This is a genomic window from Rhizobium sp. RHZ01, assembly GCF_014851595.1.
Taxonomy (GTDB): domain Bacteria; phylum Pseudomonadota; class Alphaproteobacteria; order Rhizobiales; family Rhizobiaceae; genus Rhizobium; species Rhizobium altiplani.
The window spans coordinates 1-14,950 of sequence record NZ_JACUZZ010000056.1 but is presented as its reverse complement, the minus strand read 5'-3'; the positions used below and the strand labels follow the sequence as shown (position 1 = coordinate 14,950).

Below are 14,950 nucleotides of genomic sequence, written 5' to 3'. Positions count from 1 at the left end.
CGGAGCGGCAATTAGAAAACGATCAGACTCTTGTCAGCGACAATCAGCGTGATACCTTCACCCCGACCGCGACATAAGAGTCTCATCCAGATTGTCGCGCGCGTCTCATCCTGATCGCCGCGCTATAGTCAGGATTCCGATTGCCCATATCAGTACCCCGGAGATGACAGCGATCGCCAGATTTGTCCCCATGGTGGATATCCAGGGCAATGAACCGGCTTGCATCATGCCGAAGGGCAGCCGCTGCTTGAACAGGAACAGCCATGCGGGGCCAATGCCGAACATGATTGCCGGATGCCTGTAGAGCCGGTAGTTAAGCCGTCCGGACCACGACAGGGCCTTGTATTCCGATACCGTCAATGTGGTTATGTCGCCGATGCCGCGCTCCTCGAGATTGCCTGCCGAGGCGTGATGCTCCGCATGCGCCCGACGCCAATAGTCATAGGGCGTAAGCGTCAGGACACCGATCACACGGCCCGTCCAGTCGTCAGCGCGTCGACGCGCGAAGAAGGAACCATGGCCGCAGTCGTGCTGGATCATGAACAGACGCAATAGGAAGGCTGCTGCGGGAACGATCAGGATCAGGCCGGGCCAGCAGCTGTAGTGAACCGATGCCCATGCGCCGACCCAGAAAAGCGCGAACGGGATGGCGGTCACCGTAAGTTCGATAACGCTGCGTTTGAGATACGGCTGACGGTATCTGGCGAGGATATTGAGCCATGCCCTTTCATCGGAAAGGGTATGGTTCGGGTCGCGGTCGATGGTATCGATCAAAGAATAATTCCACGCATGGTAACGAATGCCGAGAAGGCGAGGGCTATCACCACGGCGGACCTGATGAGGAACAGCCTATAGTCGAAGCGATAGATCTCATGAAGAATGTTTGTCATTGCCGAATCTCCTGGTTTTCGGAATATGTCTGTTCACGGCGCTAACTCGGCGAGCAAAGCCGGCGCTTTGGCGCTATTGTTTGTGCTTCAATTCTTGTGTTTGCCGCCCTGCAGGCTGTTTTTCGAGGCATCCTTGATCTGGTTGGCAAAGCTTGCCCGCACCTTCGCCGGCGCCTTTTGCTGTTTCGGTTTCCGCGCCTCACGGTTGCTTCGCACTTGTCCTTTGGCCATCCAGGGCGATCCTTTGTTCATTGAAATTAAAGTGTCGGGCCCACGATGCGGGGACAAAGCGACGGGCAGGCCTAGGTTTCCAGCATGCGACTCTAAAGAGGCGGTCATCATCAGCCGTTTGAGGTTCGTGACGGCACTTTGCCTCTGCCTGTCTTTTTATTCTCTTCTTTCGCAGATTCGTGGACCGGTTCGGCGCGACTGGTTTCCGCTTCCTTCAGCGATGACTGCAGATCGAGCTTTTTCTCGAAACGGATCACTCGTTATCCGTCGATCTCTGTTTGACTGATCGCTACCGGATGGCTTTGCCCTCATGGCAGGGCTCCTTCCATTCAGGCTCCACGATCCCCCAGGCTTTGAAATTAGCCCGCGCTTCCAAGCGCAATCTGGCAGGCCTGTGCAAGGTCTGCATTTGGCTCAGTGCTGCCAAGTGGCGTTGCCCAGCCGGCCTTCTTGATAACATCGCTACGCCCGTAGGTACCGGCTGCTTTGAGTGCGGCCAAGATCTCTGCCGAAGCTGGATCCGATTTGGCCCTCTCGAGACAATAGGGCGTCAGCGCAGCCGCGATGGCCGAGGTTCGCTCGATCCCGGCGGCTTTTTGAGCACTGCCATTGGTCACCCAACCTCCCCATGTGAAGCCGACGATGGCAAGTGCGGCCGCGCCGCATGCCGCTCCCCATAGGCCGGGGCGAAGCCAGGTCATGTCTAGCATGTCCATATCCAATCTTAATGAAAAACGCGCAATATTGCGCAGAACTACAATAACACAAAACGCAATTCTTGATTAATATATTATTTTTTTCCTCAATTTTATTTGGAACGCTTGAAATACTATTTTTGATGACTTGCAATAAATTCTATTTTTACATTTCATTTTCTTTGTTTCAGTCCTCTTCATCCTGGCAGCTCTTTGAGCGCCGGTCGCATTCTGGACGAGATAGAGCTTCGAGCCCACATGGCGAGGCTGATGGCTCGTGAAACAGGCGCCTACGCGCGCAGCCGCAGCCCTTGAATGTCTGCTTCAATAGAGTACGCGACGAAACCGTTTCGAGGGCATGCCTTCCCAATAGCAGCTTGGTAAAGCTACGACTGTCTTCGGTGAGCCGAGCGTTCATAGGTATGTGAGACGACGTGCGTTAATAAGCTTGCTTCGTATCTTTCGAAGGCGCATCGTCTCAACTTCGGCAGCAATTATCAGGGCGCTGCCGTTTTGGGTCCTCAACCCCTTGCCCCGACCGAAAGGAGGACATCATGTCTTCCGACCTCCCGGCACCTACTTTCCATGTTAATGATTTGCGCCGCGAGTCACAGTGTTCTCGTGTATTTGACAAGATCGCCCGGAACACTGTGATCTCAGCGATAAATGCCGGCTGGCGGGAGTCGGAGGCTGCCTTGGCACTGGCGGACGCAGCCGAGCGCTATGTCCTCTATCTGGCCTCGCCCGCGCGACTGCACCTCTTACCGGCGAATTCAAACTCAGTCTTGGGCGTTACCAGTCAAGATTGAGATGCGACCTTTTGGCGGCGATTACGTCCTGAACCTGGGTCACGACCAGCGGAAGGATGGTGAAGGGCTTCCCGATGCACGTGGCTTCGGCAATCATGCCCGGCTTCATCACCTGCGCCTCGATCTGGTCGAAGCCTGCAATCAGGGTGCCCTTGCCGGCACCCGTCGGCCCGAGAATGCCCGGGGGGCGAATCATCGTATTGACGACGTCGCCCGGCCGGAGCGTGAAGTGCTGGACCGTGCCCGCGACGCCGGCCCGTACCGGCGTCTTGTCCAGCTCCACCTGTGCCTGGGCAAGAGCAGCTTCCGCGCTTGCCTTTTGCGCACCGCCGTCACGCTCTTCGTTGAAGGGTGGAAACAGAAGATCATCGTATTGAGGGGGATGGTAGGAAGAAGGCACGCGGTGATGCCCCATCGCAGCTCGTACCAGACGGTGTAGAGCGTGATCTCTTGCCCGATCCGCTTTCCCTGACCATAGCGTCGAAAGAGATAGTCGCGGAGACGTGATCATGGAGCAGAGGATGAGCTCGAACCTGGACCAGATACCCTCTCCGGACGTATCCGAATTGGAGGGCCTCTGCTCTTGGACGGCTGACTCCTCTGGTATCAGGGCGGGGTCTTCGGTCGATTTTACGTCTCTGCCTGAGAGCTTCGCGAGGGACTGGGCAATGGAATAAAGCGGCGTGGAAAAATCCGGAAACTCTATAAAAGCTAACAGCGAGTTCGCGATCCAAAACAGATGATTGTGCGTAAAGAGGGAGATCAGGGTCAGAACGGCGCCGTCGATCGAGATATCCCTACAGGTTGGCTCCAGCAACCCGTCCAGGGAGACCGAAGGTTACTTCTCGGCCTGAAAATAGACGCTCCCAAGTATTTTGTCGCAATCCCGCTGTAGAGTCCTAGTTTCTTCTTCAAGGAAGGAGTTTCAACTTGGAAAATCTAAGAGAATTTGCCTCGAGCGCGAATGGCGATCGGTGGTTTTTGGGTATCGATGACGTGACTAGTACAGAGGTCGTCGTTCATCGTGGGAACCCCTCGTCTGGCGGTCACGAAACGACAACCCTTGTCACTTCATTTTTGAACCAGCGCCCGTTTGGGCCAGAGCATTGGGCTTTAGATCGGCTGCTTGCGGATCGCAGGGCAAACGAAAGCGAAGAGACGCCCACCGATCTTCACTAACTACGCAGGGAATCCGCTATTGCCCGATAGCCCGGCAAGCTTCGGGCGGCTGGGAAGAATGTCCGCTTTGCCATTCACCCAGTCGCGGGCCGGCTGCCCGGTCACATGAACGTGTTGCTGGCCGAGGCCAAGGTGCCATATGACATCGTCCTGGAGATGGATGAAATCAATGAGGACTTCCACGAGACCGATGTCGTCATTGTTATTGGATCCAACGACATTGTGAACCCTGCAGCGCAGGAGGACCCAAACTCTCCAATAGCTGGCATGCCGGTGTTGGAAGTGCGGAAGGCGAAGCAGGTGTTTGTCTCAAAGCGCGGGCAGGGCACCGGCTACTCCGGGATCGAGAAGCCTCTTTTCTTCAAGGAAAACACGCGCATGTTCTACGGGGACGCCAAGAAGTTGATTCCGAAAATCGCGTGAGCGCGTGAATTCCTCGTGACTTCTCTTCTCTCTGAGGGAGCAACGACAATGAGGGTCTGGCCATCGATTGGGTCGGACCCCAGCTGAGCTGCAAAAGGGACCATGGGCAATATGTCGCGTAGTGGCATGTGAATCAAAGGCTTAGCCATCTCAATTCGAGGCCCTTCGGTTCGATTCCGTTCAAGACCTTCGTCCCACCAGACAAACTTAGGCGGGAACTGGAATACGGTGGGTGATTGCCAATCTCTGACAACCAGGCAATTCTCTCAAGCTGTCCTATACCGCAGCTGAGATTCAAGCTCGGATGGTAAGCGGGCTCAACCGACGAGATCCTTGACCGTTGCAATAGGCAGGAACATCCGCATCGGCATAGAGGGAAAAGGCTGAAACCCGTATCCGATGTAGAGGTCCTTGCGCCGCTGCGTTTTTCCGGGGTCTCCGCAATCGAGTACATCCAGGACGATGACGGCCGTGCCGATCTGCTCCGCAATCCGGACAATCCGTTGGAGGCAATCGGCAAGAAGAATGCCGCCGTATCCACCGCCTCTGAATCGTTCGTCGCGACCGACCATGGAGATGTACGCGGCAGGAATCGCGCCGTGCCCTGGACGATTGCGGGCGAACTTTTCCGGTAGTTCGTCGTAATAGATCGAATGAGCGTTGATCGCGTAGAAGCCGATGATCGACTTCTCGTCCTCTGCCGTCAGCACCCAAACACGAAGATTATCTGCCTTCGTGAGCTTGTCGGCCGTCTTCTTGATAAAGTTATCGACTTGCCTAACGCCACACGAAAAAGCCGCCCGATCGTGTTTGGAAGGATCGAGCGGCTCGATGAGGAGTTTCGGCTTTTCGTCTTCTGCCATTACTTGGAAACGACGGTCTCGCGATGACGCTTGAAAGCGTCCTTCAGGCTGTTCGTCGGCGCGGGCGGATTATCGAGAGCCTCGAAAAATGCCGTGTGATCGACAGCCTTAAGACCGGTCGCTTCGTGGGCCGCGATCGTTTCGATTGCAGACCTGTAGGCTGCATTGATCGTAAAGGCGGAATCGTCCATGCCAGAAAGCGCAGCCGCGCGGTGAATGGCATCCTTGATACGAGGCTTCGTACGGAAATTCATCCGCGCGTTGCTCGGCTCGTCGATATCGACAGTGATGTCTTTGAAAGCAACCATAGTCGCCTCCTGCCTTAGAAGTTAGATGGCGTTGTACGTCTCATCGACGTACACGTCAAGTCTTATTGCATGCGTCCGTCCGTGCGACGTACATTGGAAGCCAACACTGCAAGGCGGCTTGACACGGCCAGACCAAGGCTATGACGTACAACAAAATGATGAGGGGCGCGATGATCGATTGAGTGACATAAGCAAAGCCAGCACCAGAATACCGGTTGCTATCGAACCGATCGTGCGACTGCCACGCGCTTCCAGCATGCTCGCTCCCGAACATTGCTCCCAAATTGTAAGCTCCGCCAGGTGCCGGCGGAGCTTGGCTGGTCCTTCGTTTCATCGAGGGAGATCTTGAGCTGACGCCGCCAAAGGCGGAGATTTCCTGGTGCAGGCCAAGCGGGGCCTTCAAGCAGTTTGCGGGGGCGGCTATTTTTGCGTTTGTCGACTTTTGGCTTGCGGCTCCTAGCGTTGGTATTCCAGCCAGGATTGGCAATACTCCCGATACGACCACATCTGGCAAAGCCGTAGGATTCGCGATCTCTGATCTTCAGATATTTCGAGCGCGCGAACCGCGGCTTCAAGGGAACATTGATTGCGGTGATGATTTCGTCCGCCTGTAGACTGGTCTCGATATGCGGCGTGTCTTCCGGCAGGCGGTGCAGATCCGCGAAGTCGAGGCGCCGCCGGCCGCGCGCGCCCGACGCGGGGCGGAAACGTTCCCGTTCGGTGTGTGAATGACGCGCGGTCGTCGAAACGCGGATCGTGAACGATCGAGGTGAGAAACGCGCTGAAGACAAGGTATCCGGGCTCAGTGAATACGTCCCTCTAAAGCGATGTCTCGTTCAATACCTTTTGCGCTTGCCATGCTTCGATGCAGGCCGCCGGAGCGCCTTCGGCCGTCACGCCATGCTAGAACCAGGTCGACAGCGGCCTCCACGCAAATACCTCGGACACAGACATCGAGGTATGTATGTGCCGCCCATCCCCTAGTAAGAAATACGGCTATCGACTCTTTACGTTTGACATCCATGTTTCAAACGGATTGCTTTTCTGACTACCTATGTTCGCGCGACCATTTGGTTCAACTCCATCCTGGAAGCCGTGCAGGATGGCGATCAGCCGTGGCGCCATCTCGCGAATCTCGCTCAGATGAATAGCCGTCAGCCGTTTGAGGACCGCTTCGGCCTTCTCGGTCAGCGCAAGCGTGTGGCGGCGCTTGTCGTTGGGATCGACGGTGCGCGACACATATCCCGCCGCCACCAGCCGGCCGACGAGTTCGGTTGCCGAATGCGGCGCGATCAGCAGCCGCTCGGCAAGCAGGCCGACCGACATCGATTCCTCGCCGTGGTGGCCCTTGATGGCGAGCAGGGCCTGATGCTGCTGCGCCGGCAATCCTTCTTCGTGGGCAGCCGAGGCGCTGAAATCCATGAACTGGCGCAGTGCATGGCGCAGGTTGGACAGCGCCTCGTAATCGGCATCCGTCAGATCGTCCATCTGCTTCCTGGCCATCAATCCCCTGCCGTCATTGGCTTGCTACCGGCAAGATCACTGCATCCATGCCGCCATCTCCATCCGCCGGTGATCCTGCAGCGCGCGCAGCGCCTGCATCAACTCCGGCGCCATTTCCCGGATCTCATAAAGATGGGCAGGCGTCAGTCGACGCAATAGCTCTTCCGCCTGATCTGTCAATCGAACAACGATGCGGCGCTTCGGCTTGATGACGACGGTCAGAAAGCCGCGGGCTTTCAATCCTTCCGTCAGTTCCGTGGCCGCGGCACGCGCCAGAAACAGCTTTTCCGCGAGGCTGGAAACGCTCATTTCGCCACGGATCCCCAACCCCTTGATGGCGAGAAGCGCCTGATGCTCCGGTGGTGAAAGGCCGAGACGGCTGGCCGCCCCGGCGCTGAACTGGCGGAATTTGCGGATCCGGTATCTCAGATTGGCAAGTGCCTCATATTCGTTCTCTGACAGGGCTTCCTTGGGCATCGGCCTGCTCCTCAAAGCATGACTTGCATTAGATCGTAATACGATATATCTGGCGCTTCATTGCCAGCCTGTCAACAGGAACCCCCATGTCCCCACAAAATACCCACCGGCCGCATGATTTCATGGGCGGCCTTTCGCGGCGCGAAGCCGGAGATTTCACCACCGACAAGCGCGTTATCGCTCTGATCGGCATGGCGCTGATCGTCGGCACCGGCGGCGCTTTTGCCGCCTGGGTCCTGGTCAGCCTCATTTCGCTGGTGACCAACCTCGTCTGGTTCGGCCGCCTTAGTACCCATGCCGTCTCGTTGGCAGCGGCCCCGCGATCGGTCTGGATGGTGGTAATCCCGGTTCTCGGCGGTCTTGTCATTGGCTTGATGGCTCGTTTCGGCTCGGAGAAGATCCGCGGCCACGGCATTCCTGAAGCAATCGAGGCGATCCTGATCGGCGGCAGCCGGATGTCGCCAAAGGTGGCGATCTTGAAGCCGATTTCCTCGGCAATCTCGATCGGAACGGGCGGCCCTTTCGGCGCTGAAGGCCCGATCATCATGACTGGCGGCGCGATTGGTTCGCTCTTTGCCCAATGCTTTCACCTGAGTTCGGCCGAGCGCAAGACGCTGCTGGTCGCCGGTGCCGCGGCAGGAATGACTGCGATCTTTGGTTCGCCGATCGCCGCGATCATGCTGGCCGTTGAACTGCTGCTGTTCGAATGGAAGCCGCGCAGCTTCATTCCTGTCGCCGTCGCCGCCTGCGTGTCGATCTGCTGGCGCCCTTTCCTATTCGAAGCCGGTCCTCTCTTTCCAAGACAATTCCACATGGATCTGCCCTGGTGGGGTATCCTGCTCTGCGCCGGAATGGGCATCCTCTCCGGCCTGCAGTCGGGCATCCTGACAACGCTTCTCTACAAGATTGAAGACCTGTTCGAAGCGCTGCCCATCCATTGGATGTGGTGCCCGGCGCTGGGCGGGCTGATCATCGGGCTTGGCGGGCTCATAGAACCGCGAGTTCTCGGCGTCGGCTACGATATCATCGATGGTCTCCTGAACAGCAGCCTGCTGCCGCAAGCGGTGCTGACAATCCTGCTGGTCAAGGCGGCGATCTGGCTCGTGGCGCTGTCATCGGGCACCTCAGGCGGCGTGCTGGCGCCGCTCCTGATTTTCGGCGGTGCGCTCGGCTGGCTTGTCGGACTTGTCCTGCCGGGCGATCCGGGCTTCTGGGCGCTGCTCGGCATGGCGGCGATGATGGGCGGCACGATGCGGGCGCCGCTGACCGGCACTTTCTTCGCCGTCGAACTGACCGGCGATATCCAGGTGCTGCTGCCTCTGCTGGCGGCAACGGTGGCGGCCTACGCGGTCACCGTTCTCCTGCTGCGCCGCTCGATCCTGACCGAAAAGATCGCGCGCCGTGGCCAGCACATCACGCGCGAATATGGCATCGATCCCTTCGAATTTGCCCGCGCTCGTGACATCATGATCTCCAAGGTCGATAGCCTCAGGGCCGATATGACCGCCGGGGAGGCGATCGATTTCTTTGCCACGCGATCGAAGACGCACCGGGTCTATCCGGTAGTCGATGACCTAGGCATCCTCAAGGGTCTGATGTCGCGCGGTGACGCTCTGCGCTGGCAGCAGGAACGTGTGGAGCGCAGTCAGCCGCTCGCCGATCTGGTGTCCGATAGCTCCGTGCCGCTTGCTCACCCCGATGACACGGTCGGTTACGTTGCCGATCTGATGCTGGCAACCGATGCCGGCCGCATTCCAATCGTCGATCCCGATAACGGCCAGCTCGTCGGCCTCGTAGCCCGCAAGGACCTGTTGAGGCTCCGTCATTCCCTAAGAGCAAGCGAAACGGAGCGGCGGCCGTATTTCGGACGCGCCGTCGGTTCGGGACGCGAGGTGCCTACGAGATGATCAGCTCTGACGTTAAAAGGGGCGATTTCCATCCACCATTTAACAAGGTTCTTCGGTTGTCGCGGCCATCGCCTGGTTCTTCGGAACGTGGCGGTGACATTGATATCGGTCGTCTAGGAATCTCCCGGCCTGGTGACACTCTAGCGCATTCACGGTGTGCGTTGATGATGTCGCCGAACGCGCTACGTCTGAGAATTTCGGACCTGTGGCAAACTTCCCCGTCAGTCAGCCGCGGCGTCAATTGTCTTTCCGTTGGTAAACGCGCTCGTGCCGGGTGGCGGAATGTCATCCTTGAGAAAGGCGATGCCGGACCGAAGCCCGCGTTGCCGTTGGCGCGAGACGCGACCGGAGGACGATCAGATCGATTACTTGGAGTAGTAGTCTGTGATCAGCACCAGTACCGGGCAAAATAATGGTTTCACTCTCCCCTGACGTGTGGCATTCTGCAACTGATATTAATTACTCAACTAGTGATTGATAAACCCGCTTCGGCAACATATTTCGATCTCGGAGAGCCCATGACTTCAGTTCCCCTTTCGCCTGACGCAACAGATACGAGGCGACGCGTTTTTGCAATCATGGCGAGTGCTTCGGGCAACCTTGTTGAATGGTATGATTTCTATGTCTACTCGTTCCTAGCACTCTATTTCGCGTCGGAGTTTTTCCCGGAAGGCGACGCGACCAGTCAATTACTGAATGCTGCTGCTATCTTTGCTGCGGGCTTTCTCATGCGACCGATCGGGGGGTGGTTGTTTGGACGCATTGCCGACCGGGTGGGCCGCAAGCGTGCGATGCTGATTTCGGTTACGATGATGTGCGGCGGATCCTTTGTTATCGCCATTTTGCCAACCTACAGCTCGATCGGCGTCTTCGCGCCGCTTCTGCTCCTTCTCATGCGCCTCATCCAGGGGCTTTCTGTGGGCGGCGAGTATGGCACGACCGCGACCTATATGAGTGAGGTAGCGCTTGCCGGTCGCCGCGGCTTCTTCGGCTCATTTCAATATGTCACCCTGATCGGCGGCCAGCTGCTCGCCGTGCTCGTCCTTGTCATCCTACAGCAGTTCCTTGACGAGGCGCAGCTGCGTGCGTGGGGTTGGCGCATTCCCTTTGCCATCGGCGGTGTGGCAGCCGTGATCGCGCTCTATCTGCGAAGCTCGCTCCAGGAGACGTCGACTGAAGAGACCCGCACGATGCAGGAGGCGGGGACGCTGAGTGGCCTCCTGCGCAACCATTTGCGCGCGTTTCTCATCGTCGTCGGCTACACTGCCGGAGGATCGCTGATTTTCTACACGTTCACCACGTACATGCAAAAATACCTCGTCAATACCGCCGGCTTCGACAAGGAGGTCGCAAGCCTGACGATGACGACGGTCCTTTTCGTCTACATGCTGATGCAGCCGCTCTTTGGCGCCATGTCTGACAGGATCGGCAGGCGCAATTCCATGCTTTTATGGGCCGGTCTTTCCATTCTGACGACCGTTCCATTTCTCACCGTCATAGGACGCACCACAAGCGCATACAGCGCCTTTTTCCTCGTCACGGGCGCCCTTGCAGTCGTCAGTCTCTACACGTCCATCAGCGGTATCGTGAAATCGGAAATGTTCCCGGCACAGGTGAGAGCACTCGGTGTCGGCTTCGCCTATGCGATCGGCAATGCGCTCTTCGGCGGAACGGCGGAGTATTTCGCGCTTTGGTTCAAGTCAATCGGTCACGAGAGTTGGTTCTTCTGGTACGTGACCGCAATGATGGTCATTGCGCTCGTCGCCGCCATCATCATGCCCGATCCCCGGAAAAAAGGCTACCTGCAGGGTGAAGGGATGATAGATTGATCTTGACCGCGCGACATCGCCTATACCTTCTCGTCGTCGAGAAAAGTGAAGTCGATCGTAGGTGCCGTTTGCCTCGCACACGCGCGTCTTGCTTTTTCGAGTAATTCCGCCGTGACAGAGATGGCAACAATGCGCCTTTGCGGTCATTGAAGAAAACAATCTATCCTGTATCGTCGCTGGTACAGGAAAAAGTGTCACTTTCAGCGATGCCTTCGATCCCTTTGCCATTTGTCATATCCCTTCTTCTTTGCCTCATCCTCTTTCGAACGATGCGGCAGGCGGAATATAAACTCGATCTGTTTTCTCTGCTCATTGCAACGTTTGCCGCTCAGGCGATCCTGTCGGGTTTGAATTGGAACCTGGGTTGGTATCCCGCGCGTCTCATTCAGCCAGTCGTGGCGGCGATCCTTCCGGCTCTATGCTTTGCCGCGTTCAATCAGCTGCGACGCGATAGGCTCGCAACGTCCCATGATATCCTTCCGCACCTGCTGCCTGCGATCCTCGTTGCCATTCTGGTCACCCTATGGCGTGCTCCAATCGATATCGTCCTTTTTGCCACCTACCTCGGCTACGGCCTTGCACTTCTCAAGACTGCCAAAGGGGGGCCGGACGCGCTTTCCTCTGTACGCATCGCTGATGAGTGGACTGCTCACAAGGCGCTTGTCGCAGTGGCGGTTATGCTGGTCGTGACGTCCTTCATCGATGCCATAGTGGCGGTTGATTTTTTCCTTGGAAAGGGCGAGCAGGGCCGAATGGCTCTTACGATTGCGAGCGTTCTATGGCTGGCCATTGCCGGTTACGCAGCCACTGTTGCGGATAATGCCCGTCCCGCCGATGAGGGGGATGTCCTTTCGGACGATTTCGACCGTTCCTCATCGACACCCCAGGTGCCGTCGGATGCTACGGAGGATAAAGCGATCGCGGACCACATCGATACATTGATGCGGGAGCAGCATCTTTATCGTGACCCAGACCTGACGTTAGAGCGGCTTGCACGGCGTTCAGGTATTCCAGGACGTCAGATTTCCGGCGCTTTGAACAGAACCCACGGTCGCAACGTCTCGCAGGTGGTGAACGAACATCGAGTGAACGATGCCAAACAGCGGCTGGTGACGACACGCGATCAGATAACGACAATCATGCTGGAGTCCGGGTTTGGCACAAAATCAAACTTCAATCGAGAATTTCTTAGGGTCACGGGCATGACCCCGAGCGGCTATCGGAGCTCTGGAGGTGAGAGTTCTGCCGCGCCCGGTCTGCCCAAAGAAGCTTCCATTCGATAGCCCCCGCGTGAGTTCAAACGCCGATGCGCGATACGTCCTAAATCGCGATCTTGGACGTTCGAAATCGTGATCTTGGGCGCGTCGCTCTTCAATCCACGACAAGTTCCGACATAACCCACGGCTATGAGGAGCTTCGAGGAAAATGCTGATCAAAATCGTTGCAATGTTCTGCGCCAGCGTCCTTTCAATGGCGCTAGCGCAGCGCTCAGCCGCAGACAGTGCACTCGTCGGCGTCCGGCAGATCACAGCGCACTCCAAGGAGCGAGGCACTGAATTTCCCGTGACCGTTTGGTATCCCGCCGACGCTGGTGGCAAGCCTGTCACGCTCGGCGAAAGTCAGTTCTTTTACGGAACGGACGCGATGCTCGACGCCCCTATCGCGCACGGAAGACACCCTTTGATTTTGCTATCTCATGGCGCAGGTTTGGGGGGAACTCCCCAAGCGATGGGCTGGATTGCAGCGCCCTTAGCCAAGCATGGGTTCATCGTGGCAGCTCCTCTTCATTTCGGGAACGGAGGAGCCAACAGGTCAGCAGCCGAAACGATGAAGATTTGGCTAAGGCCTGCGGATATCAGCGCAACGCTCGACGCTTTGGAAAAGCAAACGGCTTTCGAAGATCAGCTTGAGCCCGAAAAGACGGGTGTGCTTGGGCTTTCGATGGGCGGGAGTACAGCCTTGGCTTTGGCTGGTGGTCGTATCGATCCAATCCGTCTGGGGAGTTACTGTGACAACGATGCTCTCAATCCTTCGCTTTGCGGATGGGTAAAACAAAGTGGCGTCGACCTTCACGCGATGGACATGAAACTTGCTGATCGCGACAATCGGGACAGGCGCATTGCGTTTGCAATGGCAATCGACCCTGCTCCGGTAGATGTCTTTCAGATCGAATCTTTTTCGAAGGTTTCGATCCCCGTCGAGATCGTAAACCTTGGCCAACCCGGAACGATCCCCCGGACCGTGCTCGCCTCGGGAATTGCAAGGGTCATTCCGAGGGGCATGTATTCCGCGTTTAGGAATGCAAGCCACTATAGCATGTTCGGAGTGTGTAAGCCGGACGCGGCCGAGATGGCCAAATCCGCAGACATCGACGAGCCCATTTGCTCGGACGGCGATGGGCACTCACGCCGCAAAATCCATCAGGAACTGGTAAATATGGTTATTGAGGCTTTCGATCAAAGGTTCAAAACGGAGCGCTAAAACGCGTCGTCCGTTGCTTGATCCAGGTTCTCGAATCGGCCGATTTGTGCTTCGTGGCTGGAAGGAGACCGATCATGGGCAATTCCCATCCGATCAAGTTGCGTTCCCGTGTTATTGCATTCGTTGAAGAGGGCAACACTCATCGCGGGCGTCCCCTCATTTGCGGGTGTCGGCTCGATTTGTGAATAAGCTTGCTGTTCTGAAGCGAGAGACGAGCTCTCTGTCGCCGAGACGACAGGTCATATTGGCGGCGGCACGTTGGGCGACCAGGTTCGTAGTTTCGGGAACGTGTGGCTGAGAAGGGTGATTTGACGATTGACGAATTGTGCATGTAGCTAGCCGAGCGCGGCATCATGCTTCTCGGAACGTCGGTTCGGACGGGCACCCGAACTTCGAAAGGTCGCGCTGTTGGATTATCCCGGAGGTCGATTGTGGAGAATACAACGTACCCGAATTCCCTGCATATAGTCGCCTGCTTTGTGAGACCGACTCCCATCAAGGTGATAATCGTTACCGAGAGCCGAATGTGCCGTTTGCTTTCGCCAGCGCTTCGATCATGACAACTAATCTGGCAAGGTCTTCTTGATGCAGTGCTTTTAGTGCTGCTGAAATTCGTTCTTGAAAAACCTCGTCGGCACTTCGAACGCGCTCCTCGTTGCGAAGCCCGAGGAGTTCGTCCACGGAGGTCCCCAGAATAGTCGCGATCCGGACAAGCGTTGCAAGATCGGGCTCGCGTGCCCCACTCACGTAGTTCCCGTACCGTCGGTCGCTCAGGCCAGTTCGCCTTGCTACTTCAGCATTTGAGATTCCGAGCTGTTCGGCACGTCTTTTAAGATTCGCGGAAAATGGTTCCATACCACATTTTGTTCATGACAAGCCCAACGGGTCCATGTACGATACGTAGATATACAATAGAACAATATGTGGATTTAGTTCCATGGAACTGCGCCAACTCACCTACTTCAAAGCGGTGGCCGAGGAGCTGCACTTCGGCCGGGCGGCAGCCAGGATGCACATTGCCCAGCCGGCCCTCAGCAATCATGTGATGTCGCTGGAAAGGGAGCTTGGCTGTCCGCTGTTCATCCGCTCGACGAGAAGGGTGGAACTGACCAGGGCAGGGGAGACTTTTTACGATCGCTGTGTGCGGATCTTAAGCGACATCGACCTGACCACCGAACTGACCCGGGCAGCCGGCGGCAGCCGCATCCGCCAGATCAGGATCGGCAGCATCTACCCGGCCACCATGGGCATGCTGCCAACCTTCCTTGCCAAGATCGCCCGCAAGTATCCCGATGTCCGCATCCACATCGCGTCGGGCAATACCGGCGAGATCATCCGCGGCCTGGAGACCGGCC

Annotated in this window: 12 protein-coding genes and 4 pseudogenes; 6 read left to right on the top strand and 10 right to left on the bottom strand. The window is 57.0% G+C overall.

Annotated elements, in window-relative coordinates; all coding sequences use genetic code 11:
- Positions 1 to 132 precede the first annotated feature (132 nt).
- The 5 genes and pseudogenes from IB248_RS30340 to IB248_RS32085 form a co-directional block, all read right to left on the bottom strand.
- A pseudogene (locus tag IB248_RS30340) lies at positions 133 to 774 on the bottom strand (fatty acid desaturase); the annotation flags it as partial.
- Positions 775 to 977: 203 nt separating this feature from the next.
- Entirely contained in the window at positions 978 to 1,121 is a 144-nt protein-coding gene (locus IB248_RS31420) for a hypothetical protein (RefSeq protein ID WP_210333096.1), read from the bottom strand.
- 359 nt (positions 1,122 to 1,480) lie between these two features.
- Positions 1,481 to 1,831 carry a hypothetical protein gene (locus tag IB248_RS30325; protein ID WP_029867358.1) on the bottom strand — a complete coding sequence of 117 codons (351 nt, stop codon included), beginning with the start codon at positions 1,829 to 1,831 and terminating at the stop codon, positions 1,481 to 1,483.
- An 807-nt stretch (positions 1,832 to 2,638) separates the two neighbouring features.
- Positions 2,639 to 3,136, bottom strand: a pseudogene (locus IB248_RS30320) (hypothetical protein); the annotation flags it as partial.
- 87 nt (positions 3,137 to 3,223) lie between these two features.
- A pseudogene (locus IB248_RS32085) lies at positions 3,224 to 3,403 on the bottom strand (hypothetical protein); the annotation flags it as partial.
- A gap of 437 nt (positions 3,404 to 3,840) precedes the next feature.
- Between IB248_RS32085 and IB248_RS30315 the strand changes: the two are divergent.
- A pseudogene (locus IB248_RS30315) lies at positions 3,841 to 4,227 on the top strand (NAD(P)(+) transhydrogenase (Re/Si-specific) subunit beta); the annotation flags it as partial.
- A gap of 317 nt (positions 4,228 to 4,544) precedes the next feature.
- On the opposite strand, the gene IB248_RS30310 reads toward IB248_RS30315, so the two are convergent.
- From IB248_RS30310 to IB248_RS30295, 4 genes are all read right to left on the bottom strand, one after another.
- Complete coding sequence (locus IB248_RS30310) at positions 4,545 to 5,090, bottom strand: GNAT family N-acetyltransferase (protein WP_192242197.1); 546 nt, start codon at positions 5,088 to 5,090, stop codon at positions 4,545 to 4,547.
- On the bottom strand, positions 5,090 to 5,398 hold the full coding sequence (locus IB248_RS30305) for a DUF1778 domain-containing protein (protein ID WP_192242196.1): 309 nt from the start codon (positions 5,396 to 5,398) through the stop codon (positions 5,090 to 5,092). Before IB248_RS30305 ends, IB248_RS30310 begins: the two co-directional genes overlap by 1 nt.
- A 996-nt stretch (positions 5,399 to 6,394) precedes the next feature.
- Positions 6,395 to 6,886, bottom strand: coding sequence for a MarR family winged helix-turn-helix transcriptional regulator (locus tag IB248_RS30300; RefSeq protein ID WP_246779332.1), 492 nt, complete (start codon positions 6,884 to 6,886; stop codon positions 6,395 to 6,397).
- 51 nt (positions 6,887 to 6,937) lie between these two features.
- Positions 6,938 to 7,378, bottom strand: coding sequence for a MarR family transcriptional regulator (locus IB248_RS30295; protein ID WP_192242194.1), 441 nt, complete (start codon positions 7,376 to 7,378; stop codon positions 6,938 to 6,940).
- An 86-nt stretch (positions 7,379 to 7,464) separates the two neighbouring features.
- Here IB248_RS30295 and IB248_RS30290 point away from each other — a divergent pair, with 86 nt between their 5' ends.
- From IB248_RS30290 to IB248_RS30275, 4 genes are all read left to right on the top strand, one after another.
- A complete protein-coding gene (locus tag IB248_RS30290; RefSeq protein ID WP_192242193.1) occupies positions 7,465 to 9,285 on the top strand; it encodes a chloride channel protein in 1,821 nt (606 codons plus the stop codon).
- 518 nt (positions 9,286 to 9,803) lie between these two features.
- A complete protein-coding gene (locus IB248_RS30285; protein ID WP_192242192.1) occupies positions 9,804 to 11,114 on the top strand; it encodes an MFS family transporter in 1,311 nt (436 codons plus the stop codon).
- 146 nt (positions 11,115 to 11,260) lie between these two features.
- Positions 11,261 to 12,397, top strand: a complete 1,137-nt coding sequence (locus tag IB248_RS30280; protein WP_246779331.1) for an AraC family transcriptional regulator — start codon at positions 11,261 to 11,263, stop codon at positions 12,395 to 12,397.
- 142 nt (positions 12,398 to 12,539) lie between these two features.
- Positions 12,540 to 13,595, top strand: coding sequence for a dienelactone hydrolase (locus IB248_RS30275; RefSeq protein ID WP_192242191.1), 1,056 nt, complete (start codon positions 12,540 to 12,542; stop codon positions 13,593 to 13,595).
- Positions 13,596 to 14,105: 510 nt separating this feature from the next.
- On the opposite strand, the gene IB248_RS30270 is transcribed toward IB248_RS30275, so the two are convergent.
- A complete protein-coding gene (locus IB248_RS30270) occupies positions 14,106 to 14,450 on the bottom strand; it encodes a helix-turn-helix transcriptional regulator (RefSeq protein WP_192242190.1) in 345 nt (114 codons plus the stop codon).
- Positions 14,451 to 14,532: 82 nt separating this feature from the next.
- Here IB248_RS30270 and IB248_RS30265 point away from each other — a divergent pair.
- Positions 14,533 to 14,950 (top strand): LysR family transcriptional regulator (locus IB248_RS30265; RefSeq protein ID WP_192242189.1); only part of this gene is annotated, 418 nt, incomplete at its 3' end.

Coding starts and splice junctions, on each gene's coding strand:
- IB248_RS31420 (WP_210333096.1), bottom strand. CDS start 1,121: ATGGCCAAAGGACAAGTGCGAAGCAACCGTGAGGCGCGGAAACCGAAA.
- IB248_RS30325 (WP_029867358.1), bottom strand. CDS start 1,831: ATGCTAGACATGACCTGGCTTCGCCCCGGCCTATGGGGAGCGGCATGC.
- IB248_RS30310 (WP_192242197.1), bottom strand. CDS start 5,090: ATGGCAGAAGACGAAAAGCCGAAACTCCTCATCGAGCCGCTCGATCCT.
- IB248_RS30305 (WP_192242196.1), bottom strand. CDS start 5,398: ATGGTTGCTTTCAAAGACATCACTGTCGATATCGACGAGCCGAGCAAC.
- IB248_RS30300 (WP_246779332.1), bottom strand. CDS start 6,886: ATGGACGATCTGACGGATGCCGATTACGAGGCGCTGTCCAACCTGCGC.
- IB248_RS30295 (WP_192242194.1), bottom strand. CDS start 7,378: ATGCCCAAGGAAGCCCTGTCAGAGAACGAATATGAGGCACTTGCCAAT.
- IB248_RS30290 (WP_192242193.1), top strand. CDS start 7,465: ATGTCCCCACAAAATACCCACCGGCCGCATGATTTCATGGGCGGCCTT.
- IB248_RS30285 (WP_192242192.1), top strand. CDS start 9,804: ATGACTTCAGTTCCCCTTTCGCCTGACGCAACAGATACGAGGCGACGC.
- IB248_RS30275 (WP_192242191.1), top strand. CDS start 12,540: ATGCTGATCAAAATCGTTGCAATGTTCTGCGCCAGCGTCCTTTCAATG.
- IB248_RS30270 (WP_192242190.1), bottom strand. CDS start 14,450: ATGGAACCATTTTCCGCGAATCTTAAAAGACGTGCCGAACAGCTCGGA.